Origin of the sequence: Enterobacter sp. DTU_2021_1002640_1_SI_PRY_ASU_LCPMC_013 (genome assembly GCF_032389435.1) — a bacterium.
Taxonomy (GTDB): domain Bacteria; phylum Pseudomonadota; class Gammaproteobacteria; order Enterobacterales; family Enterobacteriaceae; genus Enterobacter; species Enterobacter hormaechei_C.
Genome location: NZ_CP135594.1, coordinates 877,610 through 903,395, shown reverse-complemented (window position 1 = coordinate 903,395; position 25,786 = coordinate 877,610). Strand labels below are relative to the sequence as shown.

Annotated in this window: 22 protein-coding genes, 3 tRNA genes and 3 rRNA genes; 10 read left to right on the top strand and 18 right to left on the bottom strand. The window is 53.4% G+C overall.

The annotated features are described in order from the left end of the window. The first annotated feature begins 15 nt into the window (after positions 1-15). Positions 16-1,380 carry a murein transglycosylase D gene (gene mltD, locus RS584_RS04290; protein ID WP_032671409.1) on the top strand — a complete coding sequence of 455 codons (1,365 nt, stop codon included), beginning with the start codon at positions 16-18 and terminating at the stop codon, positions 1,378-1,380. A 52-nt stretch (positions 1,381-1,432) separates the two neighbouring features. Here mltD and RS584_RS04285 read toward each other — a convergent pair whose 3' ends face one another. The 3 genes from RS584_RS04285 to RS584_RS04275 all read right to left on the bottom strand — a co-directional run bounded on the left by RS584_RS04285 (position 1,433) and on the right by RS584_RS04275 (position 4,397). Further along, positions 1,433-2,206: a class I SAM-dependent methyltransferase gene (locus tag RS584_RS04285; RefSeq protein WP_015571390.1), complete on the bottom strand. Its 774-nt coding sequence runs from the start codon at positions 2,204-2,206 to the stop codon at positions 1,433-1,435. Positions 2,207-2,283: 77 nt separating this feature from the next. Continuing rightward, complete coding sequence (locus RS584_RS04280; protein WP_026080641.1) at positions 2,284-3,084, bottom strand: endonuclease/exonuclease/phosphatase family protein; 801 nt, start codon at positions 3,082-3,084, stop codon at positions 2,284-2,286. Between the two features lie 137 nt (positions 3,085-3,221). Beyond that, the gene (locus tag RS584_RS04275; protein ID WP_315748986.1) at positions 3,222-4,397 is read right to left on the bottom strand and encodes an MFS transporter; all 1,176 of its coding nucleotides are present in this window, start codon (positions 4,395-4,397) and stop codon (positions 3,222-3,224) included. A gap of 103 nt (positions 4,398-4,500) precedes the next feature. Between RS584_RS04275 and yafC the strand changes: the two genes are divergently transcribed. Then, positions 4,501-5,406 carry a DNA-binding transcriptional regulator YafC gene (gene yafC / locus RS584_RS04270; RefSeq protein ID WP_315748985.1) on the top strand — a complete coding sequence of 302 codons (906 nt, stop codon included), beginning with the start codon at positions 4,501-4,503 and terminating at the stop codon, positions 5,404-5,406. Positions 5,407-5,436: 30 nt separating this feature from the next. Here the strand turns inward: yafC and dkgB are convergent, their stop codons facing one another. The 8 genes from dkgB to gmhB all read right to left on the bottom strand — a co-directional run bounded on the left by dkgB (position 5,437) and on the right by gmhB (position 12,609). Continuing rightward, positions 5,437-6,240 carry a 2,5-didehydrogluconate reductase DkgB gene (gene dkgB / locus RS584_RS04265; RefSeq protein WP_315748984.1) on the bottom strand — a complete coding sequence of 268 codons (804 nt, stop codon included), beginning with the start codon at positions 6,238-6,240 and terminating at the stop codon, positions 5,437-5,439. Positions 6,241-6,400: 160 nt separating this feature from the next. Further along, positions 6,401-6,477, bottom strand: a tRNA-Asp gene (locus RS584_RS04260). A 55-nt stretch (positions 6,478-6,532) separates the two neighbouring features. Further along, positions 6,533-6,648 (bottom strand): 5S ribosomal RNA (gene rrf / locus RS584_RS04255). A 67-nt stretch (positions 6,649-6,715) separates the two neighbouring features. Next, a 23S ribosomal RNA gene (locus RS584_RS04250) occupies positions 6,716-9,621 on the bottom strand. Positions 9,622-9,801: 180 nt separating this feature from the next. After that, positions 9,802-9,877: transfer RNA gene (locus RS584_RS04245), tRNA-Ala, on the bottom strand. Positions 9,878-9,982: 105 nt separating this feature from the next. Beyond that, positions 9,983-10,059: transfer RNA gene (locus tag RS584_RS04240), tRNA-Ile, on the bottom strand. A 70-nt stretch (positions 10,060-10,129) separates the two neighbouring features. Then, positions 10,130-11,671, bottom strand: a 16S ribosomal RNA gene (locus tag RS584_RS04235). Together the 16S, 23S and 5S rRNA genes with 3 tRNA genes alongside form the textbook arrangement of a ribosomal RNA operon. Positions 11,672-12,042: 371 nt before the next feature. Further along, positions 12,043-12,609 (bottom strand): D-glycero-beta-D-manno-heptose 1,7-bisphosphate 7-phosphatase, encoded by a 567-nt coding sequence (gene gmhB, locus RS584_RS04230; protein ID WP_017383733.1) that lies wholly within the window; start codon positions 12,607-12,609, stop codon positions 12,043-12,045. 188 nt (positions 12,610-12,797) lie between these two features. On the opposite strand from gmhB, the gene metN reads away from it, so the two are divergent. The 6 genes from metN to proS all read left to right on the top strand — a co-directional run bounded on the left by metN (position 12,798) and on the right by proS (position 18,377). Next, complete coding sequence (gene metN / locus RS584_RS04225; protein ID WP_006810022.1) at positions 12,798-13,829, top strand: methionine ABC transporter ATP-binding protein MetN; 1,032 nt, start codon at positions 12,798-12,800, stop codon at positions 13,827-13,829. Continuing rightward, complete coding sequence (locus tag RS584_RS04220; protein WP_003856130.1) at positions 13,822-14,475, top strand: methionine ABC transporter permease MetI; 654 nt, start codon at positions 13,822-13,824, stop codon at positions 14,473-14,475. Before metN ends, RS584_RS04220 begins: the two co-directional genes overlap by 8 nt. A 40-nt stretch (positions 14,476-14,515) precedes the next feature. Continuing rightward, on the top strand, positions 14,516-15,331 hold the full coding sequence (gene metQ / locus RS584_RS04215; protein ID WP_003856132.1) for a methionine ABC transporter substrate-binding lipoprotein MetQ: 816 nt from the start codon (positions 14,516-14,518) through the stop codon (positions 15,329-15,331). A 106-nt stretch (positions 15,332-15,437) separates the two neighbouring features. Beyond that, entirely contained in the window at positions 15,438-15,842 is a 405-nt protein-coding gene (gene rcsF / locus RS584_RS04210) for an Rcs stress response system protein RcsF (RefSeq protein WP_015572735.1), read from the top strand. After that, on the top strand, positions 15,839-16,546 hold the full coding sequence (gene tsaA, locus RS584_RS04205; protein WP_015572734.1) for a tRNA (N6-threonylcarbamoyladenosine(37)-N6)-methyltransferase TrmO: 708 nt from the start codon (positions 15,839-15,841) through the stop codon (positions 16,544-16,546). Before rcsF ends, tsaA begins: the two co-directional genes overlap by 4 nt. 112 nt (positions 16,547-16,658) lie before the next feature. Beyond that, positions 16,659-18,377 (top strand): proline--tRNA ligase, encoded by a 1,719-nt coding sequence (gene proS, locus RS584_RS04200; protein WP_015572733.1) that lies wholly within the window; start codon positions 16,659-16,661, stop codon positions 18,375-18,377. Between the two features lie 45 nt (positions 18,378-18,422). Here proS and nlpE read toward each other — a convergent pair whose 3' ends face one another. Genes nlpE through RS584_RS04185 form a run of 3 tightly spaced genes read right to left on the bottom strand, consistent with a single transcriptional unit; the run spans position 18,423 to position 20,119 of the window. After that, positions 18,423-19,121 carry an envelope stress response activation lipoprotein NlpE gene (gene nlpE / locus RS584_RS04195; protein ID WP_017383734.1) on the bottom strand — a complete coding sequence of 233 codons (699 nt, stop codon included), beginning with the start codon at positions 19,119-19,121 and terminating at the stop codon, positions 18,423-18,425. A gap of 39 nt (positions 19,122-19,160) precedes the next feature. Then, positions 19,161-19,577, bottom strand: coding sequence for an alternative ribosome rescue aminoacyl-tRNA hydrolase ArfB (gene arfB / locus RS584_RS04190; protein WP_315748983.1), 417 nt, complete (start codon positions 19,575-19,577; stop codon positions 19,161-19,163). Continuing rightward, positions 19,574-20,119, bottom strand: a complete 546-nt coding sequence (locus tag RS584_RS04185; protein WP_003856144.1) for a YaeQ family protein — start codon at positions 20,117-20,119, stop codon at positions 19,574-19,576. Before RS584_RS04185 ends, arfB begins: the two co-directional genes overlap by 4 nt. Before the next feature lie 195 nt (positions 20,120-20,314). On the opposite strand from RS584_RS04185, the gene RS584_RS04180 reads away from it, so the two are divergent. Together RS584_RS04180 and rof are read left to right on the top strand one after the other, a co-directional pair. Further along, positions 20,315-20,515, top strand: coding sequence for a YaeP family protein (locus RS584_RS04180; protein ID WP_003856146.1), 201 nt, complete (start codon positions 20,315-20,317; stop codon positions 20,513-20,515). Further along, positions 20,502-20,762 carry a Rho-binding antiterminator gene (rof, locus tag RS584_RS04175; protein WP_003856148.1) on the top strand — a complete coding sequence of 87 codons (261 nt, stop codon included), beginning with the start codon at positions 20,502-20,504 and terminating at the stop codon, positions 20,760-20,762. Before RS584_RS04180 ends, rof begins: the two co-directional genes overlap by 14 nt. 26 nt (positions 20,763-20,788) lie before the next feature. Here rof and tilS read toward each other — a convergent pair whose 3' ends face one another. The 4 genes from tilS to accA form a co-directional block, all read right to left on the bottom strand. Then, a complete protein-coding gene (tilS, locus tag RS584_RS04170; protein WP_315748982.1) occupies positions 20,789-22,075 on the bottom strand; it encodes a tRNA lysidine(34) synthetase TilS in 1,287 nt (428 codons plus the stop codon). A gap of 58 nt (positions 22,076-22,133) precedes the next feature. Further along, entirely contained in the window at positions 22,134-22,523 is a 390-nt protein-coding gene (locus RS584_RS04165; protein ID WP_003856151.1) for a VOC family protein, read from the bottom strand. A gap of 66 nt (positions 22,524-22,589) precedes the next feature. Further along, the gene (locus RS584_RS04160) at positions 22,590-24,722 is read right to left on the bottom strand and encodes a lysine decarboxylase LdcC (RefSeq protein ID WP_015572729.1); all 2,133 of its coding nucleotides are present in this window, start codon (positions 24,720-24,722) and stop codon (positions 22,590-22,592) included. A gap of 100 nt (positions 24,723-24,822) precedes the next feature. Next, a complete protein-coding gene (gene accA, locus RS584_RS04155) occupies positions 24,823-25,782 on the bottom strand; it encodes an acetyl-CoA carboxylase carboxyl transferase subunit alpha (protein ID WP_003856154.1) in 960 nt (319 codons plus the stop codon). Positions 25,783-25,786 lie beyond the last annotated feature (4 nt).

Genomic DNA, 25,786 nt, shown 5'->3' with positions numbered 1-25,786 from the left:
ACTATTGACACACACATGAAGGCAAAAGCGATATTACTCGCCTCTGTCCTGCTTGTAGGTTGCCAGTCACAAAACGGCAGCAACGTACAACAGCACGCACAGAGCCTTTCTGCGGCTGGTCAAGGGGAAGCAGGGAAGTTTACGAGTCAGGCGCGATGGTTGGACGATGGGACATCCTTCGCGCAGGAACAAGACTTGTGGGCCTCTATTGGCGACGAGCTAAAGATGGGAATTCCGGAAAACAGCCGGATTCGCGAACAGAAACAGAAGTATTTGAGAAATAAGAGCTATCTCCACGATGTAACATTACGGGCAGAGCCGTATATGTACTGGATAGCCGGGCAAGTTAAGAAACGTAACATGCCTATGGAACTGGTACTACTACCCATAGTGGAGAGCGCTTTTGACCCGCACGCGACGTCTGGCGCCAATGCAGCAGGCATCTGGCAGATCATTCCGAGCACAGGGCGAAATTATGGTTTAAAGCAGACCCGCAACTACGATGCGCGTCGTGATGTTGTCGCTTCAACGACAGCCGCTCTCGACATGATGCAACGTCTGAACAAGATGTTTGACGGCGACTGGTTATTGACCGTCGCGGCGTATAACAGTGGTGAAGGTCGTGTACTGAAGGCAATGAAAGCGAATAAAGCGCGTGGAAAATCCACAGACTTCTGGTCGCTCTCACTGCCACAGGAAACAAAGATTTACGTACCGAAAATGCTGGCACTGGGCGATATTCTCAAGAACAGCAAACGTTACGGTGTACAACTGCCAACACCAGACGAAAGTCGTGCACTGGCGCGTGTCCGCCTCAGCAGCCCGGTTGATATTCAACAGGTTGCCGATATGACGGGTATGTCGGTAAGTAAGCTTAAAACCTTTAATGCAGGTGTTAAAGGCTCCACGCTGGGCGCTAGTGGCCCTGGCTATGTGATGGTTCCGCAGAAACATGCGGAACAGTTACGAGAGTCTTTAGCTTCGGGTGAAATTGCAGCCGTTCAGTCCACGCTGATCGCTGATACGTCGCCTGTAAGCAGCCGCAGCTATAAGGTGCGTTCAGGTGATACGCTTTCAGGTATTGCATCACGTCTTGGCGTGAATGCGAAAGATCTCCAGCAGTGGAATAATCTGCGCGGATCTGGTCTGAAAGTGGGTCAAACGCTGACCGTAGGTGCAGGTAGCAGCGCACAGCGTCTCGCTAAAAACAGCGATAGCATTACCTATCGCGTACGTAAAGGCGACTCGCTGTCCAGTATTGCTAAGCGTCACGGCGTAAACATCAAAGATGTGATGCGCTGGAACAACGATACTGACAACCTGCAACCTGGCGACCAGCTGACGTTGTTTGTGAAAAACAGCGCTACGCCAGATTCCTGATAGTACGATCGCTTGTTAAAAAGGCACCGATTCCCCTCGGTGCCTTTTTTATTTATCCCGCTTTTTGCGCTTCAGCCATAATGGTGTCGCTGGTAAACGAACCATCGTCATGCAGTTCAAAGTACGCCTTCACGTCAGCAGAGGCGCTCTCCTGATACAATCGGATCGCCTGAGTCAATGCCTCGGGTGTGCGCATCCGTGCAATCCATGATGTGAACTCCAGCGGCAAACGGTCGGTTATCAATGAGCGTGAAATCAAGCCGGCTTCGGTGATAAACGTAAGCCACTCTCCACTGGAGTAGTTTTGCACGTGCGAGGTATCACGCAGCGCTTCAACCGTCTGGAGCCAGATATTTCGTACTGGATGTCCGGGAGACATCACGTCCATGATGATGAAGATTCCGCCCGGTTTGAGCACGCGTTTCACTTCCCGTAATGCCTGCCCCACATCATGCCAGTGGTGTGCAGAGTAACGGCTAATCACAACCTCAAACGACGCATCCTCAAAGGGTAAAGATTCAGCGTAGCCCTGGCGCGTCGTGACGTTATTCAGCCCTTTCGCTTTCGCCGCTTCAGCAACCACATCCAGCATCTGGCTCGATAAGTCATATGCCGTCACCTGAGCAACCTGCTGTGCGGCGGTAAAACTGGCGTGCCCCGCCCCGCAGCCTAAGTCCAGCACGTGCGCGTCAGGAAACGCGGCGAGCCGCTCGCCGAGACGCACCAGGTCGCGGCCAGAGGCGTGCACGGCGCTGCTCAGGTAGGCACTTGCCTGAGAACCAAACTGTTTTTCGACGTTGTCATGATGGGAGTGTGTTGTTGTCATGTTGCTGTCCTTTTATGGGTTAAAAAATAAAGGGCAGCACCCGCACAGGCCTGCCCCACGGCAGACCTGACGCACCATTATTTATCAGGTTTGCCGGGACTGAATTCAACTAGTAGAGGATTATGATCGGAGGCGCGCGTCACCAGAACGGAGGCGTCGTGCACGCTTAAACCCCGATAGAAGACAAAATCGAGAGGACGACCAAACGCTTTCTTGCGCTGGTCATCGTTAAAACGAACTTCACGCAGCGACATTTCACGCGCGAAGCGATACAACGCGTTCATACGTGGACGGCTCCAGGCATTGAAGTCCCCGGCCATAATGATCGGCCCACTGTGATGAGCAATCTGATCGCCAATGGGTAGTAACTGCTTACTGTACACATCAACACCCAGGCTAAAGTTCACCGCATGAATGTTTACCACCATCAGCAGACGGGTGTCGGGCAACGGATAGACCGTGACCAGCGCCGATTTTGCCAGACGCAGGATTGGCTCACGTTCACGCAGCGGACAGCAATAGACCGGATGTGCGGCTGAAAGGGTCATCACCCCAGAAGGATGCTGTGGCAGGACAAAGGCAGGCACCTGATCGGCTGCAAGATAGTTTGTCGTTGCAAACCTGACCAGCTCAGGCGTGGTTTGCGCCTCCTGTAACAGCACCAGATGCGCATCTTTACCAAAATTTTTAAGTACGGATAACCACTCCGCACGCTGTTGTTTAAAGATGTTCCACACCAGTACGCGAATTTTTTCGTCACTGCTTAATGGCGTGCCCGCTGGTAATGCCTGACCCAGGCTCGCAAACGACCCCGGAGGCAAGATCCTCTCCGCGGGCATTCCGGCAACATAACGCATGGCATAGGTATTTTTTCGCACTTTTGGAAACGACCTCTGTAACATGAACCAGCCCGGAAAACGGACTGGTTCTAATGTTATAGGGATTTTAGGTCACACTTTCAACGCAATTACTGAGAAACCGCTTTCCAGTTTTGTAAGCAAGCACTTACTGATACTTATCCAAGCGCGACGCGAGCGGGTTTATCAAGCCGTCCACTCAGACCAATAAGCAGGAAAGCGACAAGCACAATTACCGCACCAATCCATGGCGTTTGGGTTAATCCAACGTGTTCAACCGTCTGCCCGCCGATAACCGATCCGAGTGCGATACCAATATTGAATGCGGCGATATTCAGGCCGGATGCGACATCCACCGCATTGGGCGTATAGCGTTCGGCTTTCTGTACAACATAGACCTGCAATCCCGGTACGTTACCAAACGCGAATATTCCCATAACCAACACAGTTACCAGCGCGGCGTATTGTATCGACGCGGTGAACTGGAAAATCATCAGCAGGACAACCAGCGCGGCGAAGATAAATTTTAGCGCCGGTACCGCACCATGCTTATCTGCAAGCTTGCCGCCCCAGATATTGCCGATTGCGACGGAGATACCGTAGCCCAGTAAAATCCAGCTCACTGCGCCCGGAGAAAAACCAGCCAGTTCCTGCATCATCGGTGCAAGGAAAGTGAACGCAGTGAACACACCTCCATAACCCAGAGCCGTAACGGCATAGATCAGCAGCAGGCGCGGGTGTGTCAGAACCTTAACCTGATCGCTCAGGCTGGCGCTCGCGCGCCCCGAAATACTGGAGGGCACCAGCAGCAGGCTGGCTACCAGAGCAATTACGCCCAACAGCGATACCGCGAGGAAGGTTTCTCGCCAGCCAAAATGTTGCCCAATAAACGTTCCTGACGGCACGCCGGTGACCAGCGCGACGGTTAAGCCGCCAAACATAATCGCAATGGCTGACGCCGCTTTCTCTTTTGGCACCAGGCTGGTTGCAATCGTGGAACCGATGGAGAAGAAGACACCGTGCGCGAGGCCAGTCAGCAAACGGGCAATGACCAGCGTGGTGTAGTCCGGTGCCTGCCACGCCAGAATATTGCCGGCGGTGAAGAGCACCATCAGGGCAACTAACAGTTGTTTACGTGGAAAGCGTCCAGTCAGTGCGGTCAGCACAGGCGCCCCAACAGCGACGCCTAACGCGTAAATAGATACCAGCAGTCCGGCAGAAGGCAGCGAAATGGCGAGTTGATCAGCAATGGTAGGAACAAGTCCTACAATAACAAATTCGGTCGTGCCAATTGCGAAGGCACTGATCGTCAGGGCAAGAAGCGCCAGTGGCATAAATACTCCGTCTCTTCAGGATTAAGATGACAGGCAGTATGCGCCAGTGTTTAAATAACAAAAATGGTTAGAATCTCAATAGAATTTTGCGGATGATGCAATAATGAAAGCCACATCGGAAGAACTGACTATCTTTGTTGCCGTTGTTGAAAGCGGCAGCTTCAGCCGTGCGGCCGAACAGCTCGGGCAGGCGAACTCCGCCATCAGCCGCTCGGTGAAAAAGCTGGAGATGAAGCTCGGGGTGAGTCTGCTCAACAGAACAACGCGGCAGCTCAGCCTGACGGAAGAAGGTGAACGTTATTTTCGCCGCGTGCAATCCGTTTTGCAGGAGATGGCGGCAGCTGAGACGGAAATAATGGAGTCGCGTAGCACTCCGCGTGGATTGCTACGCATTGATGCGGCGACGCCGGTCGTGCTTCATTTTCTGATGCCGTTAATCAAGCCATTCCGGGAGCGTTACCCGGAGATGACCCTGTCTCTGGTCTCTTCAGAGACGTTTATTAACCTGATTGAGCGTAAAGTTGATGTGGCGATCCGCGCGGGAACCCTGACGGATTCAAGTTTACGCGCTCGCCCACTGTTCACCAGCTACCGCAAAATTATCGCATCACCGCAATATATTGCAGAGCATGGCAAACCGGAGGCCGTTGAGGAGCTGAAGCAGCACCTGTGCCTGGGCTTTACGGAACCTGTCTCGCTGAACACCTGGCCCGTGGCCTGTCATGACGGACAACTTCATGAGATCACCTGCGGACTTTCGTCTAATAGCGGAGAAACGCTGAAACAGCTTTGTCTTGAAGGAAATGGGATCGCCTGTTTATCAGACTATATGATTGATAAGGAAATAGCTGCGGGTCAGCTTGTAGAACTGATGGCTGACAAACGCTTACCTGTAGAGATGCCTTTTAGCGCAGTGTATTACAGTGACAGAGCGGTAAGTACGCGCATACGCGCTTTTATCGACTTCCTTAGCGAACATATAAAAACAGCTCCCGGAGGAGCTGTGTGAGGGTTTAAGGGTACAGAGGAAGGGCTTTTATTAATCCCAGTCTGGTGCTAACCCTTCCGGGCTGACCAGACGATCGTTGCATTCCAGTGCAGCGATCGCGTTTTTATCTTCATCATCAAGCTGGAGATCCCGCGCTAACAGGTTACTTGCCAGGTTTTCACGTTTGGTTGAAGACGGGATCACGGCATAGCCCTCACCCATCGCCCATGCCAGGATCACCTGTGCGGCTGTCGCATTGTGTTTTTCAGCGATGCGTGCAATCACTTCATCTTTCAGCGCCTTACCATATGCCAGCGTCATGTACGAGGTGATGTGAATACCATGCTGTTTCGCCCAGTCCACGACTTTGCGGTTTTGCAGGTAAGGAGAGAGTTCAACCTGGTTGGTGGCAATATTCTCTTTACCCACTGCGGCAATCGCCCTTTCCATCAACGGGATGGTGAAGTTAGAGATGCCAATTTCACGCGTTAGGCCCTGCTCTTTCGCTTCCAGCAGCGCCTGCATGAACTCCTCCACAGAGACGGCATCGTCAGGTGATGGCCAGTGGATCAGCGTCAGATCAACATAGTCAGTACGCAGCTTTCTCAGACTTTCCTTCAGGCTTGGGATCAGCTTGTCTTGGCTGAGATTCTCAATCCAGATTTTAGTGGTGATGAAAAGTTCGTCGCGCGGTACGCCACTCTCTTCGATGGCCTGGCCTACGGCAGCTTCGTTATCATAAATCTGCGCCGTATCAATAGCACGATAGCCCAACTCGAGTGCGGTTTTAACAGATGCAATAACAACATCGTCTTTCAGGCGGAAAGTGCCCAGACCCAGTGCAGGGATAGTCATATGATTCCTCAATCGTTATGTTCATAAACTGAGGAGAATTATCGCTGTAGTTGTTATGACGAAAAAGATCGTGAAACGCAGAGGATTTTTGCTAATTTCGCAACAATCAAACGACAGATAAGAAAAAAGCCCTGAGCTAACGCTCAGGGCTTTTAATAAGTGGCGGAACGGACGGGACTCGAACCCGCGACCCCCTGCGTGACAGGCAGGTATTCTAACCGACTGAACTACCGCTCCACCGAATACTTCTGTAACCACCGGATTAATGCACCGGCTTACTACTTAATTTGATGCCTGGCAGTTCCCTACTCTCACATGGGGAGACCCCACACTACCATCGGCGCTACGGCGTTTCACTTCTGAGTTCGGCATGGGGTCAGGTGGGACCACCGCGCTAAAGCCGCCAGGCAAATTCTGTTAATCTGTATCAGGCTGAAAATCTTCTGTCTCTTCGCCAAAACACCTTCGGCGTTGTAAGGTTAAGCCTCACGGTTCATTAGTATCGGTTAGCTCAACGCATCGCTGCGCTTACACACCCGACCTATCAACGTCGTCGTCTTCAACGTTCCTTCAGGAGACTTAAAGTCTCAGGGAGAACTCATCTCGGGGCAAGTTTCGTGCTTAGATGCTTTCAGCACTTATCTCTTCCGCATTTAGCTACCGGGCAGTGCCATTGGCATGACAACCCGAACACCAGTGATGCGTCCACTCCGGTCCTCTCGTACTAGGAGCAGCCCCCCTCAATTCTCCAGCGCCCACGGCAGATAGGGACCGAACTGTCTCACGACGTTCTAAACCCAGCTCGCGTACCACTTTAAATGGCGAACAGCCATACCCTTGGGACCTACTTCAGCCCCAGGATGTGATGAGCCGACATCGAGGTGCCAAACACCGCCGTCGATATGAACTCTTGGGCGGTATCAGCCTGTTATCCCCGGAGTACCTTTTATCCGTTGAGCGATGGCCCTTCCATTCAGAACCACCGGATCACTATGACCTGCTTTCGCACCTGCTCGCGCCGTCACGCTCGCAGTCAAGCTGGCTTATGCCATTGCACTAACCTCCTGATGTCCGACCAGGATTAGCCAACCTTCGTGCTCCTCCGTTACTCTTTGGGAGGAGACCGCCCCAGTCAAACTACCCACCAGACACTGTCCGCAACCCGGATTACGGGTCCACGTTAGAACACCAGCCATTAAAGGGTGGTATTTCAAGGTTGGCTCCACGCAGACTGGCGTCCACGCTTCAAAGCCTCCCACCTATCCTACACATCAAGGACCAGTGTTCAGTGTCAAGCTATAGTAAAGGTTCACGGGGTCTTTCCGTCTTGCCGCGGGTACACTGCATCTTCACAGCGAGTTCAATTTCACTGAGTCTCGGGTGGAGACAGCCTGGCCATCATTACGCCATTCGTGCAGGTCGGAACTTACCCGACAAGGAATTTCGCTACCTTAGGACCGTTATAGTTACGGCCGCCGTTTACCGGGGCTTCGATCAAGAGCTTCGCGTTGCCGCTAACCCCATCAATTAACCTTCCGGCACCGGGCAGGCGTCACACCGTATACGTCCACTTTCGTGTTTGCACAGTGCTGTGTTTTTAATAAACAGTTGCAGCCAGCTGGTATCTTCGACTGATTTCAGCTCCGCCCGCAGGGGCTTCACCTACATATCAGCGTGCCTTCTCCCGAAGTTACGGCACCATTTTGCCTAGTTCCTTCACCCGAGTTCTCTCAAGCGCCTTGGTATTCTCTACCTGACCACCTGTGTCGGTTTGGGGTACGATTTCGTGTTACCTGATGCTTAGAGGCTTTTCCTGGAAGCAGGGCATTTATCACTTCAGCACCGTAGTGCCTCGTCATCACACCTCAGCGTTAATAAGGTACCGGATTTACCTGGAACCTCCGCCTACATGCTTAAACCGGGACAACCGTCGCCCGGCTGACATAGCCTTCTCCGTCCCCCCTTCGCAGTAACACCAAGTACAGGAATATTAACCTGTTTCCCATCGACTACGCCTTTCGGCCTCGCCTTAGGGGTCGACTCACCCTGCCCCGATTAACGTTGGACAGGAACCCTTGGTCTTCCGGCGAGCGGGCTTTTCACCCGCTTTATCGTTACTTATGTCAGCATTCGCACTTCTGATACCTCCAGCATGCCTCACAGCACACCTTCAACGGCTTACAGAACGCTCCCCTACCCAACAACGCATAAGCGTCGCTGCCGCAGCTTCGGTGCATGGTTTAGCCCCGTTACATCTTCCGCGCAGGCCGACTCGACCAGTGAGCTATTACGCTTTCTTTAAATGATGGCTGCTTCTAAGCCAACATCCTGGCTGTCTGTGCCTTCCCACATCGTTTCCCACTTAACCATGACTTTGGGACCTTAGCTGGCGGTCTGGGTTGTTTCCCTCTTCACGACGGACGTTAGCACCCGCCGTGTGTCTCCCGTGATAACATTCTTCGGTATTCGTAGTTTGCATCGGGTTGGTAAGCCGGGATGGCCCCCTAGCCGAAACAGTGCTCTACCCCCGAAGATGAGTTCACGAGGCGCTACCTAAATAGCTTTCGGGGAGAACCAGCTATCTCCCGGTTTGATTGGCCTTTCACCCCCAGCCACAGGTCATCCGCTAATTTTTCAACATTAGTCGGTTCGGTCCTCCAGTTAGTGTTACCCAACCTTCAACCTGCCCATGGCTAGATCACCGGGTTTCGGGTCTATACCCTGCAACTTAACGCCCAGTTAAGACTCGGTTTCCCTTCGGCTCCCCTATACGGTTAACCTTGCTACAGAATATAAGTCGCTGACCCATTATACAAAAGGTACGCAGTCACCCCATAAAGAGGCTCCCACTGCTTGTACGTACACGGTTTCAGGTTCTTTTTCACTCCCCTCGCCGGGGTTCTTTTCGCCTTTCCCTCACGGTACTGGTTCACTATCGGTCAGTCAGGAGTATTTAGCCTTGGAGGATGGTCCCCCCATATTCAGACAGGATACCACGTGTCCCGCCCTACTCTTCGAGTTCACAGCATGTGTGCTTTCGTGTACGGGACTATCACCCTGTACCGTCGGACTTTCCAGACCGTTCCACTAACACACAAGCTGATTCAGACTCCGGGCTGCTCCCCGTTCGCTCGCCGCTACTGGGGGAATCTCGGTTGATTTCTTTTCCTCGGGGTACTTAGATGTTTCAGTTCCCCCGGTTCGCCTCGTTAACCTATGTATTCAGTTAACGATAGTGCAACGGATTGCACTGGGTTTCCCCATTCGGACATCGCCGGGTCAAGGGTTCATATCACCTCGCCGGCGCTTTTCGCAGATTAGCACGTCCTTCATCGCCTCTGACTGCCAGGGCATCCACCGTGTACGCTTAGTCGCTTAACCTCACAACCCGAAGATGTTTCTTTCGATTCACCATCGACTTGCGAAAATTTGAGAGACTCGAACACACATGAGCTGTGTGTCGTTTCAATTTTCAGCTTGATCCAGATTTTTAAAGAGCAAAACTTCGCAGTGCACCTTTTCAGGTTCACTCTGAAGTTTTCTTGTGTTCGCAGTAAAAGATGGTGGAGCTATGCGGGATCGAACCGCAGACCTCCTGCGTGCAAGGCAGGCGCTCTCCCAGCTGAGCTATAGCCCCATCGTAGTCACCTCTGTACCGGTAATTTTTGTTGAGGCAAGCCGTGGTGACACGAAGCATACTTATGTATGTGAGTGTCGCCGCAACGCAGCATCAGCAAAAATTTGGTAGGCCTGAGTGGACTTGAACCACCGACCTCACCCTTATCAGGGGTGCGCTCTAACCACCTGAGCTACAAGCCTGTAGAGGTTTTTTACTGCTGTTTTTCATCAGACAATCTGTGTGAGCACTACAAAGGCAGGTTCTTTAAGGTAAGGAGGTGATCCAACCGCAGGTTCCCCTACGGTTACCTTGTTACGACTTCACCCCAGTCATGAATCACAAAGTGGTAAGCGCCCTCCCGAAGGTTAAGCTACCTACTTCTTTTGCAACCCACTCCCATGGTGTGACGGGCGGTGTGTACAAGGCCCGGGAACGTATTCACCGTGGCATTCTGATCCACGATTACTAGCGATTCCGACTTCATGGAGTCGAGTTGCAGACTCCAATCCGGACTACGACGCACTTTATGAGGTCCGCTTGCTCTCGCGAGGTCGCTTCTCTTTGTATGCGCCATTGTAGCACGTGTGTAGCCCTACTCGTAAGGGCCATGATGACTTGACGTCATCCCCACCTTCCTCCAGTTTATCACTGGCAGTCTCCTTTGAGTTCCCGGCCGGACCGCTGGCAACAAAGGATAAGGGTTGCGCTCGTTGCGGGACTTAACCCAACATTTCACAACACGAGCTGACGACAGCCATGCAGCACCTGTCTCAGAGTTCCCGAAGGCACCAATCCATCTCTGGAAAGTTCTCTGGATGTCAAGAGTAGGTAAGGTTCTTCGCGTTGCATCGAATTAAACCACATGCTCCACCGCTTGTGCGGGCCCCCGTCAATTCATTTGAGTTTTAACCTTGCGGCCGTACTCCCCAGGCGGTCGACTTAACGCGTTAGCTCCGGAAGCCACGCCTCAAGGGCACAACCTCCAAGTCGACATCGTTTACGGCGTGGACTACCAGGGTATCTAATCCTGTTTGCTCCCCACGCTTTCGCACCTGAGCGTCAGTCTTTGTCCAGGGGGCCGCCTTCGCCACCGGTATTCCTCCAGATCTCTACGCATTTCACCGCTACACCTGGAATTCTACCCCCCTCTACAAGACTCTAGCCTGCCAGTTTCGAATGCAGTTCCCAGGTTGAGCCCGGGGATTTCACATCCGACTTGACAGACCGCCTGCGTGCGCTTTACGCCCAGTAATTCCGATTAACGCTTGCACCCTCCGTATTACCGCGGCTGCTGGCACGGAGTTAGCCGGTGCTTCTTCTGCGGGTAACGTCAATCGACAAGGTTATTAACCTTATCGCCTTCCTCCCCGCTGAAAGTACTTTACAACCCGAAGGCCTTCTTCATACACGCGGCATGGCTGCATCAGGCTTGCGCCCATTGTGCAATATTCCCCACTGCTGCCTCCCGTAGGAGTCTGGACCGTGTCTCAGTTCCAGTGTGGCTGGTCATCCTCTCAGACCAGCTAGGGATCGTCGCCTAGGTGAGCCGTTACCCCACCTACTAGCTAATCCCATCTGGGCACATCCGATGGCAAGAGGCCCGAAGGTCCCCCTCTTTGGTCTTGCGACGTTATGCGGTATTAGCTACCGTTTCCAGTAGTTATCCCCCTCCATCAGGCAGTTTCCCAGACATTACTCACCCGTCCGCCACTCGTCAGCGAAGCAGCAAGCTGCTTCCTGTTACCGTTCGACTTGCATGTGTTAGGCCTGCCGCCAGCGTTCAATCTGAGCCATGATCAAACTCTTCAATTTAAAAGTTTGATGCTCAATGAATTAAACTTCGTAATGAATTACGTGTTCACTCGTTGAGACTTGGTATTCATTTAGTGTCCGAAGACATTAAGAATCCATGTCACTTTGAGTGCCCACACAGATTGTCTGATAAATTGTTAAAGAGCAGTGCAACGCGGCTTTCGCTCACCGTTGCGAGGTGGCGTATATTACGCTTTCCTCTTTCAGAGTCAACCCGTTATTTCAGGATTTTTTCTCTTCAACCGACCGGGTTATCTGTGAAGTGATTCACATCCGCCGTGTCGATGGAGGCGCATTATAGGGAGCCGCCGAGGAATGACAAGCGGAAAAATGCATTTTTATTTCAACCGCTCACCTTTTCGCCAAAACGCCTATTTTTGGTGCTTTTTAATCTCTTTTGGCAGTTCTGCCAGACTCGTTATCACCCAGTCGGCTGCATTTTCTGCTTCTGGGGTGACCGGTTTACCGGTACGCACTAATACTTTGGTACCTACACCTGCCGCCGCTGCTGCCTGCATATCTTCCAGTTTATCGCCCACCATATAAGATGCGGCCATATCAATGTGCAGGAATTCCTGTGCAGAGATAAACATGCCCGGGTGTGGCTTACGGCAATCACAGGTCTGACGATACGCCTCTACACTTCCCTGCGGGTGATGCGGACAATAATAGATGCCATCAAGATCGACGCCACGATCGGCCAGAGACCAGTCCATCCATTCCGTCAGCGTCTCGAACTGCGCTTCGGTGAATTTACCCCGGGCGATACCGGACTGGTTAGTCACCACCACCAGCGCATAGCCCATCTCTTTCAACTGGCGCATGGCATCTATTACGCCCTCGATAAACTCGAACTCATCAATCTCATGGACGTAACCGTGATCCACATTAATAGTGCCGTCACGATCGAGAAAAATTGCGGGTACAGATTTTGCCACCGGTTTGCTCCTGAAAAAGGCTTGTTCAGCTAGTATCTCATGAATCGCAGCGCAATAAAGTGCTCATCGCACAGAGGTGGATTGATTTAGACGTCTGGATGCCTTAACATCCATTTTGTTTACGGTCATTCCCCGTATCTGGCAGAAGAAAATGCCACGGCTAACTTACTTACGATAAAAATAATCTAATGATTAAACTTTCCAATATCACCAAAGTGTTCCAGCAGGGGAACCGAACCATTCAGGCGCTGAACAACGTCAGCCTGCATGTGCCTGCTGGTCAGATTTATGGCGTCATTGGCGCATCGGGTGCGGGTAAAAGTACGCTGATCCGTTGTGTTAACCTGCTTGAGCGCCCAACCCAGGGCAGCGTAGAAGTTGGCGGCCAGGAGCTTACCGCTCTCTCAGAAAAAGAACTCACCAAAGCGCGTCGCCAGATTGGCATGATTTTCCAGCACTTTAACCTGCTGGCATCCCGCACCGTGTTCGGCAACGTTGCCCTGCCGCTTGAGCTGGATAACACGCCGAAAGAAGAAGTTACGCGTCGCGTCACCGAACTGCTCGACCTTGTTGGTCTGGGCGACAAGCATGATAGCTACCCGGCAAATTTGTCCGGTGGGCAAAAACAGCGTGTGGCCATTGCCCGCGCGCTGGCAAGCAATCCTAAGGTGCTGCTGTGCGATGAAGCCACCAGCGCGTTAGACCCGGCCACCACGCGCTCTATTCTGGAACTGTTAAAAGACATTAACCGTCGCCTGGGCCTGACGATTCTCCTTATTACGCATGAAATGGATGTAGTGAAACGCATCTGCGACTGCGTGGCGGTCATCAGCAACGGTGAGCTGATTGAGCAGGACACGGTGAGTGAAGTCTTCTCACACCCGAAAACGCCGCTGGCTCAGCAGTTCATTCAGTCCACACTGCATCTGGATATTCCGGAAGATTATCTGGAACGTTTAAAAACAGACGCAACGCCTGACAGCGTCCCGATGCTGCGCATGGAGTTCACGGGCCAGTCCGTTGACGCACCGCTGCTGTCCGAAACCGCGCGTCGCTTTAACGTGAATAACAACATTATTAGCGCGCAGATGGACTACGCCGGTGGCGTGAAGTTCGGCATTATGCTGACGGAAATGCACGGCACACAGGAAGAAACCCAGGCGGCAATTGCCTGGCTGCAAGAACATCACGTAAAAGTAGAGGTACTGGGTTATGTCTGAGCCGATGATGTGGCTACTGGTTCGCGGCGTTTGGGAAACGCTGGCAATGACCTTCGTATCGGGCTTCTTTGGTTTTGTGATTGGGCTGCCGGTCGGCGTGCTGCTGTACGTTACGCGCCCGGGTCAAATTATTGAAAACGCGAAGCTGTATCGTACGCTCTCTGCGCTGGTGAACATTTTCCGGTCTATTCCGTTCATTATTCTGCTGGTGTGGATGATTCCGTTTACGCGCGTGATCGTCGGGACGTCGATTGGTTTGCAGGCAGCTATTGTCCCGCTGACCGTAGGCGCGGCACCGTTTATCGCCCGTATGGTGGAAAACGCCCTGCTGGAAATCCCAACCGGCCTGATCGAAGCTTCCCGCGCTATGGGTGCGACGCCAATGCAGATCGTTCGCAAAGTTCTGCTGCCAGAGGCGCTGCCTGGGCTGGTGAACGCAGCAACCATCACGCTTATCACCCTGGTCGGTTATTCCGCAATGGGCGGCGCCGTAGGTGCTGGCGGTTTAGGCCAGATTGGATATCAGTACGGCTATATTGGCTATAACGCTACCGTAATGAATACCGTTCTGGTATTGCTGGTTGTGCTGGTTTACTTAATTCAATTCTCTGGCGATCGTATCGTCCGGGCTGTTACGCATAAATAACGTTACAAACAACACAAACTCGACGAGTTAAGGATATAACATGGCGTTTAAATTTAAGACCTTCGCAGCAGTAGGCGCACTGATTGGCTCGCTGGCACTGGTGGGTTGCGGTCAGGACGAAAAAGATCCAAACCACATCAAAGTAGGCGTTATCGTCGGTGCAGAACAGCAGGTTGCTGAGGCCGCGCAGAAAATCGCTAAAGAGAAATATGGCCTGGACGTTGAACTGGTGACTTTCAACGATTACGTTCTGCCGAACGAAGCGCTGAGCAAAGGCGACATTGACGCTAACGCCTTCCAGCATAAACCGTACCTGGATCAGCAGATCAAAGATCGCGGCTACAAACTGGTTGCTGTCGGTAACACCTTCGTTTACCCGATTGCCGGTTACTCCAAGAAAATTAAATCTCTGGATGAACTCCAGCCGGGTTCACAGGTTGCCGTCCCTAACGACCCAACCAACCTTGGCCGTTCCCTGCTTCTGCTACAGAAAGTGGGCCTGATTAAACTGAAAGAAGGCGTTGGCTTGTTACCGACCGTTCTGGACGTAACCGAAAACCCGAAAAATCTGAAAATTGTTGAGCTGGAAGCACCACAGCTGCCACGTTCTCTGGACGATGCGCAGATCGCCCTGGCCGTGATCAACACCACTTACGCCAGCCAGATCGGCCTGACCCCAGCGAAAGATGGCATCTTCGTTGAAGATAAAGATTCCCCGTACGTCAACCTGATCGTGACTCGCGAAGACAACAAAGACGCGGAGAATGTGAAGAAATTCATACAGGCATATCAGTCTGAAGAAGTGTACCAGGAAGCCAATAAGGTGTTTAACGGCGGCGCGGTTAAAGGCTGGTAATCTCCCGGCAGTGTAATATCATCAAGACGGGCATTTGCCCGTCTTGTCATTTGTGCGGTCAACTGCTTCAATATCTGACGTTTTGATTATCCACTGAGGAATTATTATGCGTGCTTTACCGATCTGTTTTTTAGCACTGATGCTGAGCGGCTGTTCTATGCTAAGCAGATCTCCTGTTGAACCTGTTCAAAGCACTGCAACCCCGCCAAAAGCGGAGCCAGCAAAACCGAAAGCGCCTCGCGCTGCGCCGGTACGTATTATTACCAAAGCCGACGAGCTGGTCGGTAAGCCATTCCGTGAACTGGGCGAAGTGAGCGGCGAATCCTGCCAGGCAACGAATCAGGACTCCCCACCCAATATTCCGACAGCCCGCAAGCGTATGCAAATCAACGCGTCGAAAATGAAAGCCAACGCGGTGCTGCTGCACAGCTGCGAAGTCACCAGCGGCACACCAGGTTGCTATCGCCAGGCGGTATGTATCGGTTCTGCGCTTAACATTACGGCGAAATGAGTTCATTTCAGTTCGAGCAGATAGGCGTTATCCGCTCCCCTTATAAAGAAAAGTTCGCCGTGCCGCGTCAGCCGGGTCTGGTCATTAACGGCGGCGGCGAACTTCATCTTGTCGCGCCGTATAATCAGGCCGATGCAGTGCGCGGGCTTGAGGCGTTCAGCCATTTATGGGTGGTCTTTGTGTTTCACCAGACCATGGAAGGCGGCTGGCGTCCCACCGTGCGTCCGCCTCGTCTGGGCGGAAATGCCAGAATGGGTGTCTTTGCCACCCGCTCAACCTTTCGTCCCAACCCCATCGGGATGTCGCTGGTCGAGCTGAAAGGCATACGCTGTCAGAAAGATCAGGTGATTCTGGAGTTAGGTAGCCTTGACCTGGTTGATGGCACGCCAGTCATAGATATTAAGCCTTACCTGCCCTTCGCCGAAGCGCTGCCGGATGCCCGGGCAAGCTATGCTCAGGACGCACCGCAGGCAGATATGCCGGTTCACTTCACGTCTGAAATAACGACGCAAATCAGCGAGCTGGAAAAGCGTTATCCTCGCCTGCGTGACTTTATCGTTGAAGTGCTGGCGCAGGACCCCCGTCCCGCCTACCGCAAAGAAGAGGAAGCCGGGAATACGTACGCCGTCTGGCTGCTGGACTTTAACGTGCGCTGGCGCGTGACTGCGGCGGGTTTTGAAGTGTTTGCCCTGGAACCCAGGTAATTTTGTTCTCCTCTCTTTTGGCATCTTTGCCACACTGGTAAACTAAACCACTTTTTTTGTGTCAGGCTGGTGTTTCAGCCTGTTCCAATCGTCGAAATGGAACCGTAACAACATGCGTACTAGCCAATATCTGCTCTCCACTCTGAAGGAGACACCTGCCGACGCCGAGGTGATCAGCCACCAGCTGATGCTGCGCGCCGGGATGATCCGCAAGCTGGCCTCCGGGTTATACACCTGGCTGCCGACCGGCGTGCGCGTCCTGAAAAAAGTCGAAAACATCGTGCGTGAAGAGATGAACAACGCCGGTGCTATCGAGGTGTTAATGCCGGTCGTTCAGCCCTCTGAACTGTGGCAGGAGAGCGGTCGCTGGGAGCAGTACGGTCCTGAACTGCTGCGTATTGCCGATCGTGGCGATCGTCCATTCGTTCTCGGCCCAACGCATGAAGAAGTGATCACCGACCTGATCCGTAACGAGCTGAGCTCTTACAAACAGCTGCCGCTGAACTTCTTCCAGATCCAGACTAAATTCCGTGACGAAGTGCGTCCACGCTTTGGCGTCATGCGTTCTCGCGAGTTCCTGATGAAAGATGCTTACTCTTTCCATACTTCTCAGGAATCGCTGCAAGAGACCTACGACAAAATGTACGCGGCCTACAGCAAAATCTTCTCCCGCATGGGGCTGGATTTCCGTGCTGTACAGGCTGATACCGGTTCAATCGGCGGTAGCGCCTCCCATGAATTCCAGGTTCTGGCGCAGAGCGGCGAAGACGATGTGATCTTCTCTGACTCCTCTGATTACGCCGCGAACATCGAATTTGCAGAAGCGCTGGCACCAAAAGAACCACGCGGCGCGGCAACGCAAGAGATGACGCTGGTTGATACGCCAAACGCGAAAACTATCGCCGAGCTGGTTGAGCAGTTTACTCTGCCGATCGAAAAAACCGTGAAAACCCTGCTGGTGAAATCGGCTGAAGGTAGCGCTTATCCACTGGTTGCCCTGCTGGTACGAGGCGATCACGAGCTGAACGAAGTGAAAGCCGAGAAGCTGCCGCAGGTTGCCAGCCCGCTGACCTTCGCAACGGAAGCAGAGATCCGCGCCGTGGTGAATGCAGGTCCTGGTTCTCTGGGTCCGGTGAACATGCCTGTTCCGGTGGTCATTGACCGCACCGTTGCGGCGATGAGCGACTTCGCTGCGGGCGCAAACATCGACGGTAAACACTTCTTCGGCATCAACTGGGATCGTGACGTGGCGACGCCGGAAGTGGCTGACATCCGTAACGTGGTCGCAGGCGATCCAAGCCCGGACGGCAAGGGTACTCTGATGATCAAACGCGGTATCGAAGTAGGCCACATCTTCCAGCTGGGCGATAAGTACTCGCGCGCAATGAACGCTGCCGTTCAGGGCGAAGATGGCCGTAACCAGGTTCTGACCATGGGCTGCTACGGCATTGGCGTAACGCGCGTTGTTGCTGCCGCTATCGAGCAGAACTATGACGAACGCGGAATCGTCTGGCCGGATAACATCGCGCCGTTCCAGGTGGCGATCCTGCCAATGAACATGCACAAGTCTTATCGCGTGCAGGAACTGGCTGAGAAACTCTACGCTGAGCTGAGCGCGAAAGGTATCGACGTGCTGATGGATGACCGTAAAGAGCGTCCTGGCGTGATGTTTGCTGACATGGAACTGATCGGTATTCCACACACCATCGTCATTGGCGACCGTAACCTCGACAGCGACGAGATTGAATACAAATACCGTCGCAACGGCGAAAAACAGATGATCAAGACGGGAGATATTCTTGATTACCTGGTGAAAGCCATCAAAGGTTAAGAAACAAAAAACCCCGCCAGTGCGGGGTTTTTTAATGGCTATATCTTATTTGCTTTCGCAGTCTTTCCCCGCAGCAAACTTCGCGTCTTTATCTGCCACCAGCGTTTTCACCAGCTCGCCGCTATCCGGGTTTGGCTCCAGCGTAAAATGCCCTTCAACCGTCAGCAACACTGGCTTACTGTCGTTGCCGCGCGCGACGGCATAGTCTCGCTCCAGCTGGGCATTGTTCGCCACGCTGACTTTCTTTCCGGTTGCACAGTCAGTGAAGATCGCCGCATCCGCCATGTAGAAATACATCCCTCGCATCGCCATTGGGGTGGCTGGCAGGGTCGCTTTTACCGGGGCCAACGTGTAGTTGAACTGGGATTCAATCGGATTACCTTCGCGATCGAGCATCTCCATCCCCTCGCCTTTGGCGCGGAAGAAGGTTTTATCGCCCGTGGTATCCGTCAATACCAGCTTCTCAGCCGTACGCGCCCATGTTCCGTAAGATGCAAAAGAAGACGGTTCTTTCGCCCCCTGGTAACGCTGGTTCATGACCCAGGTGCCATCTTTTTGCAGGAACAGAGAGGTTTCGATGCCCTCGCAATCTGCACACGGTAATACGCCGCGCCAGCTTTGCTGCATCGGCTTTAATTCTTCATTTTGCGTTGGCTGTAGTACCTGCGTTTCTGAACGGTTATTACAGCCAAAAAGCGCGAACAGGCTTGTCACGGCCAGCGCTGATAATAATGCTTTTTTCACAATACTTTCCTTATGAAAAAGGGTATCCCTTTCGTCACATTATGGGTGACGGACTTTGCCACGCAGTGATTTTACGGTGGATTTCTGCGCCTTCGATGACAACCGACGTTCTTTCGATGCCCGCGTTGGACGTGTTGCCCGGCGACTTTTTTGTACAGCCGTCAGCTCTTTAATGACCGCGACCAGCCGGGCTGTTGCCGCTTCCCGGTTAAGCTCCTGGCTACGATACTCCTGCGCTTTAATCACCATCACACCCTCGCTGGTGATCAGGTGATGGCTGGCGGCAAGCAGGCTTTCTTTATAATACTCTGGCAGGCTGGAGGCCCGAATGTCAAAGCGCAAATGGATAGCCGTTGAGGCCTTGTTAACGTGCTGTCCCCCTGCTCCCTGGGCCCGGATGGCGGTGATCTCCAGCTCGTTATCAGGGATGCTGACGTTTCGGGACAATACAATCATGATGCGGGCTGCCAGGCCGTGAGATGAATTTCCAGATTATTCTGAGAATCGGAAAGCCAGATGGCGCCGTCCTGAATCGTCGCCTGTAGCGCCATCGTCCGGCTGGCGAACGCACTCAGCTGCGCCAGCTGTTCATCATCCAGATACCAGACGGTAAGATTTTTGAACTGCGCACATTTATTTTTATTTTGTTGCCACCAGATCTCCGCCGCTCGCTGGTTGTAGGCAAACAACGCCACTTCAGCAGACTGGGTGCAGGCCTTTTTGATCCGGCGTTCATCCGGCAGGCCAAGCTCAATCCATAAATCGATACCCAGATGATCGTTGCGCAGCCAGGCTTCCGGTTCATCTTCCGCGCTTAAACCACGGGTAAATTGCAGACGCTCGTCGGCATACTTAATCCACGCCAGCAGGCGCAGCATCATGCGCTCCTGGGTTTCAGAAGGGTGACGCGCCAGCGTCAATGACGCATCCAGAAACTGGTTACGGTCAAGATCCGCCACATTGACCACAGCTTTATAAATTGTCGCTTTCAGCGCCATGAGAGAACTCCTTTCGAATCAGGCGTACATTGTAGCGAAAACCGCGGCAAAAGGCTGTTACGAGGTGGTGTCTCCCTCTTATCAAGGCGCTGATATTGCTTAAATGAGTATGGTATAGTCACCTTGCTAAACCGAGTTTAACTTCGTAGGCTTAATGATATCTCACAGTAAGTCAGTACGCTGGCAGGAGGTGATGTGAATAATTATTGTGAGTTGATTCGCAGACGGTATGCGGAGATCGCCAGCGGAGATCTGGGGTACATTCCGGATGCGTTGGGCTGTGTATTGAACGTGCTAAATGAAGTGGCCTCTGATGAGAGCCTTTCTGAATCGGTCAGGGAAAAAGCAGCGTATGCTGCGGCGAATTTACTGGTGAGCGATTATGTCGATGAATGATACCTATCAACCCATCAATTGTGATGACTATGACAACCTCGAACTCGCCTGCCAGCATCATTTAATACTGACGCTGGAGCTAAAAGATGGCGAAGTGCTAAAGGCAAAGGCCAGCGATCTGGTTTCCCGTAAAAATGTGGAATACCTGGTTGTGGAAGATGCAGGTGCAACGCGTGAGCTACGCCTCGACAAAATTGCCAGTTTCAGCCATCCGGAAATCGGCACCGTTGTGGTGAGCGAATCCTGATAACCAACGGGCAGCCAGGCTGCCCGTTACGCTTTCCATTCAAAATTAACACCCGCTTCAGCCCACCCCTCTTCAGTGATGAAAACCCCTGCCGCCGCGATGAGCGTGTCGCCGTAAAACAGAAGCGGCGTGGTATCACGTCGCCAGGGCGGAACATTCTGTTCCTGCCAGATTTTCTTCAGCTTACGCCCGCCGTTACGCCCGACGATATGCAGCATGCCGCTGGCCCTGAAGCGTATGGTAACGTTCTCGTCCGGTTCAGGTAGACGCACATTCCCCGAATGGCTTAACGCAACGACACCGGCATTCATCGGTAGCGTTAATGCTTTTTCCGGCGACGGCCAGTCGAGCACAACGTCAGCCAGCGACGGCACAGATTTTACCCACCAGAGTTGCCCTTTATAGCGCCTGACGTCATAACCATTCAGGTGTATACACGGTGCGGCATCTTCCCTCGCCTGTGCAACTTCCTCCCAGATACGGTTGAGCATCGCCCGGGACGGCATAACCGCACGGTGGTAAGCCAGCCAGCGGCGAATCAGAGCAGCCCGACGCACAGGGCTCATCACTTTCAACGGCGCAATGTTCAGGGCACTGTCAGCGGTAGTCAGCGTATTCAGCTCCCCGCTCAGCAACTCATCCAGCAAGCTTTCCTGTTCAGCACAAAGCATGGCGCTTCTGGCCGCCGCTTCGGAAAAATGGGCCCAGCGCTCACTCAGCAGCGGTAAGACGCGCAGGCGCAGGAAGTTACGGTCGTAACTGTCATCCTGATTGCTCTCGTCTTCAATCCAGCACAGATGATGCTGCTGTGCCCAGGCTTCCAGTGATGCGCGCGTCTCACCCAGTAGCGGGCGGATGAGCTCTGTTTCAGCAAAATCAGCGCGCTCAGGCATGGCGGATAAACCCGCAGGCCCGCTGCCCCGCTTGAGCGCCAGTAAAAACGTCTCGCACTGGTCGTCCAGATGCTGCGCGGTGACCAACGCTTCTCCAGGCTGTAATGCGCCAGAAAACGCGGCGTAGCGGGCTTTCCGCGCCTGCGCCTCAATACCCAGCCCCTCATCCTCAAGCGTGACGCGTTCAACGATCAGCGGGATGTCCCACCCTGAGCACACCGCTTCGCAGTGCGCCACCCAGTCGTCGGCATGGGGGCTTAAGCCGTGATGGATATGCATCGCCCGCAGCTGGACGTCAGGCTCACGGTCGCGCCAGAGCTTAAGGCGGTGCAGCAAAACGGTGGAATCCAGGCCACCGCTGAACCCCACCAGCAGCTGGCGGTAGGGTGAAACGGCGTGCGCGATAGCGGGTAAGGTCATAGGAAATTACACATAAAAAATGCCCGAACTGAACGGGCATTATCACACATGACGGCGATCACTGCTGGTAAAGCTCCAGCGGCAGCCCGTCCGGATCGTTGAAAAAAGTGAAACGTTTATCGGTAAAGGGATCGACACGAATCGCTTCGCAGGCCACGCCGTGGGCTTCCAGATGTTTTACCGCGCTGTCCAGGTCATCGACGCTGAAGGCCAGGTGGCGCAGGCCGCAGGCTTCCGGGCGTGAAGGACGCGCTGGCGGGAAAGGAAAAGAGAACAGTTCAATCACATATTGTCCGTTTAACGCCAGATCGCCTTTCCAGGAGTCGCGCTCCTCACGGTAGGCCTCGCTCAACAGCGTAAAGCCGAGAACGTCGCAGTAGAATGCCTTACTTTTCGCGTAATCGGTGGCAATGATCGCAATATGATGAACCGCTTTTAAACCCAGCATAGTTTCTCCTTTTTATGATGCCCTGAACGTTACAACCGACAACCCGCCCCTGGCAAGCAGACCCTTTTATTTTAGGACTCTCACCCAGTACACGCCGTTATCATCGCGTTTCGCGCCATGAATATCCGTTTCAAAGCCCGGATAGTGGCGCCCCACCGAACAGAGCATCAGCAGGAAATCAAGCACCGCCCGGCTCTCCTCAGTGATCATTTCACCCGGCATCAGCAGCGGCACGCCCGGCGGATAAGGCAGGATCATGTTGGCCGATACCCGGCCGACCAGGTTCTCCAGCTCAACGGTTTCAACCTCCCCTTTCACCTGGCGCTGCCACGCCCTGTGCGGCGTCAGCTTCATTTCAGGCAGAACATCAAATGCCTGCAACATCAGGCGCGGCAAATCGTGCTGGCGGATCAGCCTGTGGATCCCCTGGGCCAGATCCTGAATACGCATATTGCGGTAGAAGTCAGGATCTTCCGCGTAGAGATCCGGCAGCATATTCTTCACCCGCAGGTTCAGATCGTATGCGCGCTTAAACTCCATCAGTCCGCGCAGCAGCCCCATCGCGCGGGTTTTATCGATCCCGATGCTGAACAGGAATAGCAAATTATAGGGGCCGGTTTTCTCCACCACCACGCCGCGCTCATCAAGGAACTTCGCCACCAGTGCAGCCGGGATCCCTTCCTCACCCATCACGCCCTGCTCATCCATGCCCGGCGTCAGGATCGTCACCTTAACCGGATCGAGGAACATGTGGTCCGCATCGGCATCCCGAAAACCGTGCCAGCTCTCCCCCGGCGCGACGGGCCAGCATTCTGCCTCATCAATCTCTTCCGGCTGCCAGATATCAAAGAACCAGCCGTCCGCTTCATCTTTAAGCCGCTGAACCTCTTTTCGGAAATGCAGCGCCCGTTCCACCGAACGATTGATCAGGCGTTTACCCGGATTACCGCGCAGCATCGCCGCCGCCGTTTCGATGGACGCCACCAGCGGGTAGCTCGGCGACGTGGTCGTGTGCATCATAAAGGCTTCGTTGAAGGTGTCCTCGTCGTACTCGCCCTTGATGTGAATGAGAGACGCCTGGGAAAACGCGGCCAGCATTTTGTGCGTCGACTGCGTTTCGAAGAACACCTTGCCCGGCACCCGCTCGCCGCTCATCCCACTTTTACCCGAGTAAATCGGGTGGAAATTGGTGTAAGGCACCCACGCGGAGTCAAAGTGGATCGACGGCACGTCGAGCGTCTGCTTGATCCAGTTCGTGTTGTAAAGCAGCCCGTCATAGGTGGAGTTGGTGATCACCGCGTGCACAGGCCAGCTTGCCTCGGGGATCGCCGCGATCTTATTTTCAATGGCTTCATGCGCGAATTCACGGCGAGGAATGCCGCCGAGAATACCCAGCGCATTACGCGTAGGCGACAGCCAGAGCGGCACCACGTCGCTCATCATCAGCAAATGCGCCAGTGATTTGTGGCAGTTGCGGTCAATCAGCAGCGTACTGCCGGCAGGCGCGGCGTACATCCCGACGATTTTGTTCGAGGTTGAGGTACCGTTGGTCACCATGTAGCTTTGCTCGGCGCCAAAGGTCCGGGCGATGTACTCTTCGGCTTCCAGATGCGGGCCGGTATGATCCAGCAGAGAGCCTAACTCGGTGACCGAAATCGACACATCCGCCTTCAGCGTGTTACCGCCAAAGAAATCGTAGAACAGACATCCCACCGGGCTTTTTTGATAGGCTGTTCCCGCCATGTGGCCTGGCGTACAGAAGGTGTACTTCCCTTCATTCACATAGGTGAACAGCGCGCGCGTGAACGGCGGTGTGATGTTATCGAGGTATTCACCGGTGTACTGCTGAATGCGGGTCGCAATGTCCTCGGCAACGCCGAGTGAGTATTCGAAGAACCACAGCGCCATACGCATATCATGCGCGCTCACGTCCATGGTCGAGTGAGTGTTGATAAACGCGTACAGCGGAAGATATTCGTTGAGCTTATTGATATCGCTGCACAACTCCATGTCGTATTCGTCCCAGTCGAATATCACGCCACAGATGCGCGGATTGTGTTCGATAAATTTCAGCAGGTCGGCGCTGTTTTGCGGCCAGATCAGCTGGTATCCACGTGCTTTAAGGGCTTGCTCCAGCTCCTTGATGGGTTCGTCTTTATAAAAGACGCCGTGTGGCCCCATGATGGCAATGATGTTCATGGTTTACCTCCTTGAAAAACATCAGATAAGCATAGTTAAGGTAAACGGCAGGTATAAAAAAAGCCGCAACAATGTGCGGCTTTTAGGATAATTGTGAGGCTTACGCGTAACCGTAGGTCATCAGACGCTGATAACGACGGTTGAGCAGATCTTCTGTGCTCAGCACGTCCAGGTCCGCCAGATCTGCCAGCAGTTGCGCTTTCAGGGAAGCAGCCATCACTTCCGGCTTACGATGCGCGCCACCCAGCGGTTCAGGGATAACGGTGTCGATCAGCTTCAGCTCTTTCAGACGTGGGGCAATGATGCCCATCGCTTCAGCAGCCAGCGGCGCTTTATCGGCACTTTTCCACAGAATGGAGGCACAGCCTTCCGGAGAGATAACGGAATAGGTACTGTACTGTAGCATATTCACTTTATCGCCCACGCCAATTGCCAGCGCACCGCCAGACCCACCTTCACCGATAACGGTACAGATGACCGGCACTTTCAGGCGAGACATCTCACGCAGATTGCGTGCGATGGCTTCAGACTGACCGCGCTCTTCAGCGCCAACACCCGGGTAAGCACCCGGCGTGTCGATGAAGGTGATGATAGGCATATTGAAACGCTCAGCCATCTCCATCAGACGCAGGGCCTTACGGTAGCCTTCTGGTGCTGGCATACCGAAGTTACGACGGATTTTCTCTTTGGTTTCACGGCCTTTCTGATGACCAATAATCATCACCGGACGTCCATCCAGACGCGCGATACCGCCGACGATAGCTTTATCGTCAGCGTATGCGCGGTCGCCTGCCAGTTCGTCAAATTCGTCAAACGCCAGGCGGACATAATCCAGGGTGTACGGACGCTGTGGATGACGCGCCAGCTGGGCGATCTGCCATGCGCCGAGATCGGCAAAGATTTTGCGCGTCAGTTCTACGCTTTTTTCGCGCAGACGATGCACTTCTTCGTCGATGTTAATATCCAGTTTTTCATCCTGACGGCTCACGGCTGTCAGAGAATCGATTTTCGCTTCCAGCTCTGCAATCGGCTGTTCGAAATCAAGGAAATTCAGACTCATAGTA

Excerpts from the sequence above, each read along its gene's own strand:
- RS584_RS04220 (WP_003856130.1), top strand. The coding sequence starts at position 13,822 with ATGTCTGAGCCGATGATGTGGCTACTGGTTCGCGGCGTTTGGGAAACG.
- RS584_RS04285 (WP_015571390.1), bottom strand. The coding sequence starts at position 2,206 with ATGACAACAACACACTCCCATCATGACAACGTCGAAAAACAGTTTGGT.
- yafC (WP_315748985.1), top strand. The coding sequence starts at position 4,501 with ATGAAAGCCACATCGGAAGAACTGACTATCTTTGTTGCCGTTGTTGAA.
- rof (WP_003856148.1), top strand. The coding sequence starts at position 20,502 with ATGTCGATGAATGATACCTATCAACCCATCAATTGTGATGACTATGAC.
- tsaA (WP_015572734.1), top strand. The coding sequence starts at position 15,839 with ATGAGTTCATTTCAGTTCGAGCAGATAGGCGTTATCCGCTCCCCTTAT.
- accA (WP_003856154.1), bottom strand. The coding sequence starts at position 25,782 with ATGAGTCTGAATTTCCTTGATTTCGAACAGCCGATTGCAGAGCTGGAA.
- metQ (WP_003856132.1), top strand. The coding sequence starts at position 14,516 with ATGGCGTTTAAATTTAAGACCTTCGCAGCAGTAGGCGCACTGATTGGC.
- tilS (WP_315748982.1), bottom strand. The coding sequence starts at position 22,075 with ATGACCTTACCCGCTATCGCGCACGCCGTTTCACCCTACCGCCAGCTG.
- RS584_RS04160 (WP_015572729.1), bottom strand. The coding sequence starts at position 24,722 with ATGAACATCATTGCCATCATGGGGCCACACGGCGTCTTTTATAAAGAC.
- dkgB (WP_315748984.1), bottom strand. The coding sequence starts at position 6,240 with ATGACTATCCCTGCACTGGGTCTGGGCACTTTCCGCCTGAAAGACGAT.
- RS584_RS04165 (WP_003856151.1), bottom strand. The coding sequence starts at position 22,523 with ATGCTGGGTTTAAAAGCGGTTCATCATATTGCGATCATTGCCACCGAT.
- proS (WP_015572733.1), top strand. The coding sequence starts at position 16,659 with ATGCGTACTAGCCAATATCTGCTCTCCACTCTGAAGGAGACACCTGCC.
- arfB (WP_315748983.1), bottom strand. The coding sequence starts at position 19,577 with ATGATTGTATTGTCCCGAAACGTCAGCATCCCTGATAACGAGCTGGAG.
- rcsF (WP_015572735.1), top strand. The coding sequence starts at position 15,438 with ATGCGTGCTTTACCGATCTGTTTTTTAGCACTGATGCTGAGCGGCTGT.
- metN (WP_006810022.1), top strand. The coding sequence starts at position 12,798 with ATGATTAAACTTTCCAATATCACCAAAGTGTTCCAGCAGGGGAACCGA.
- mltD (WP_032671409.1), top strand. The coding sequence starts at position 16 with ATGAAGGCAAAAGCGATATTACTCGCCTCTGTCCTGCTTGTAGGTTGC.
- RS584_RS04275 (WP_315748986.1), bottom strand. The coding sequence starts at position 4,397 with ATGCCACTGGCGCTTCTTGCCCTGACGATCAGTGCCTTCGCAATTGGC.
- RS584_RS04185 (WP_003856144.1), bottom strand. The coding sequence starts at position 20,119 with ATGGCGCTGAAAGCGACAATTTATAAAGCTGTGGTCAATGTGGCGGAT.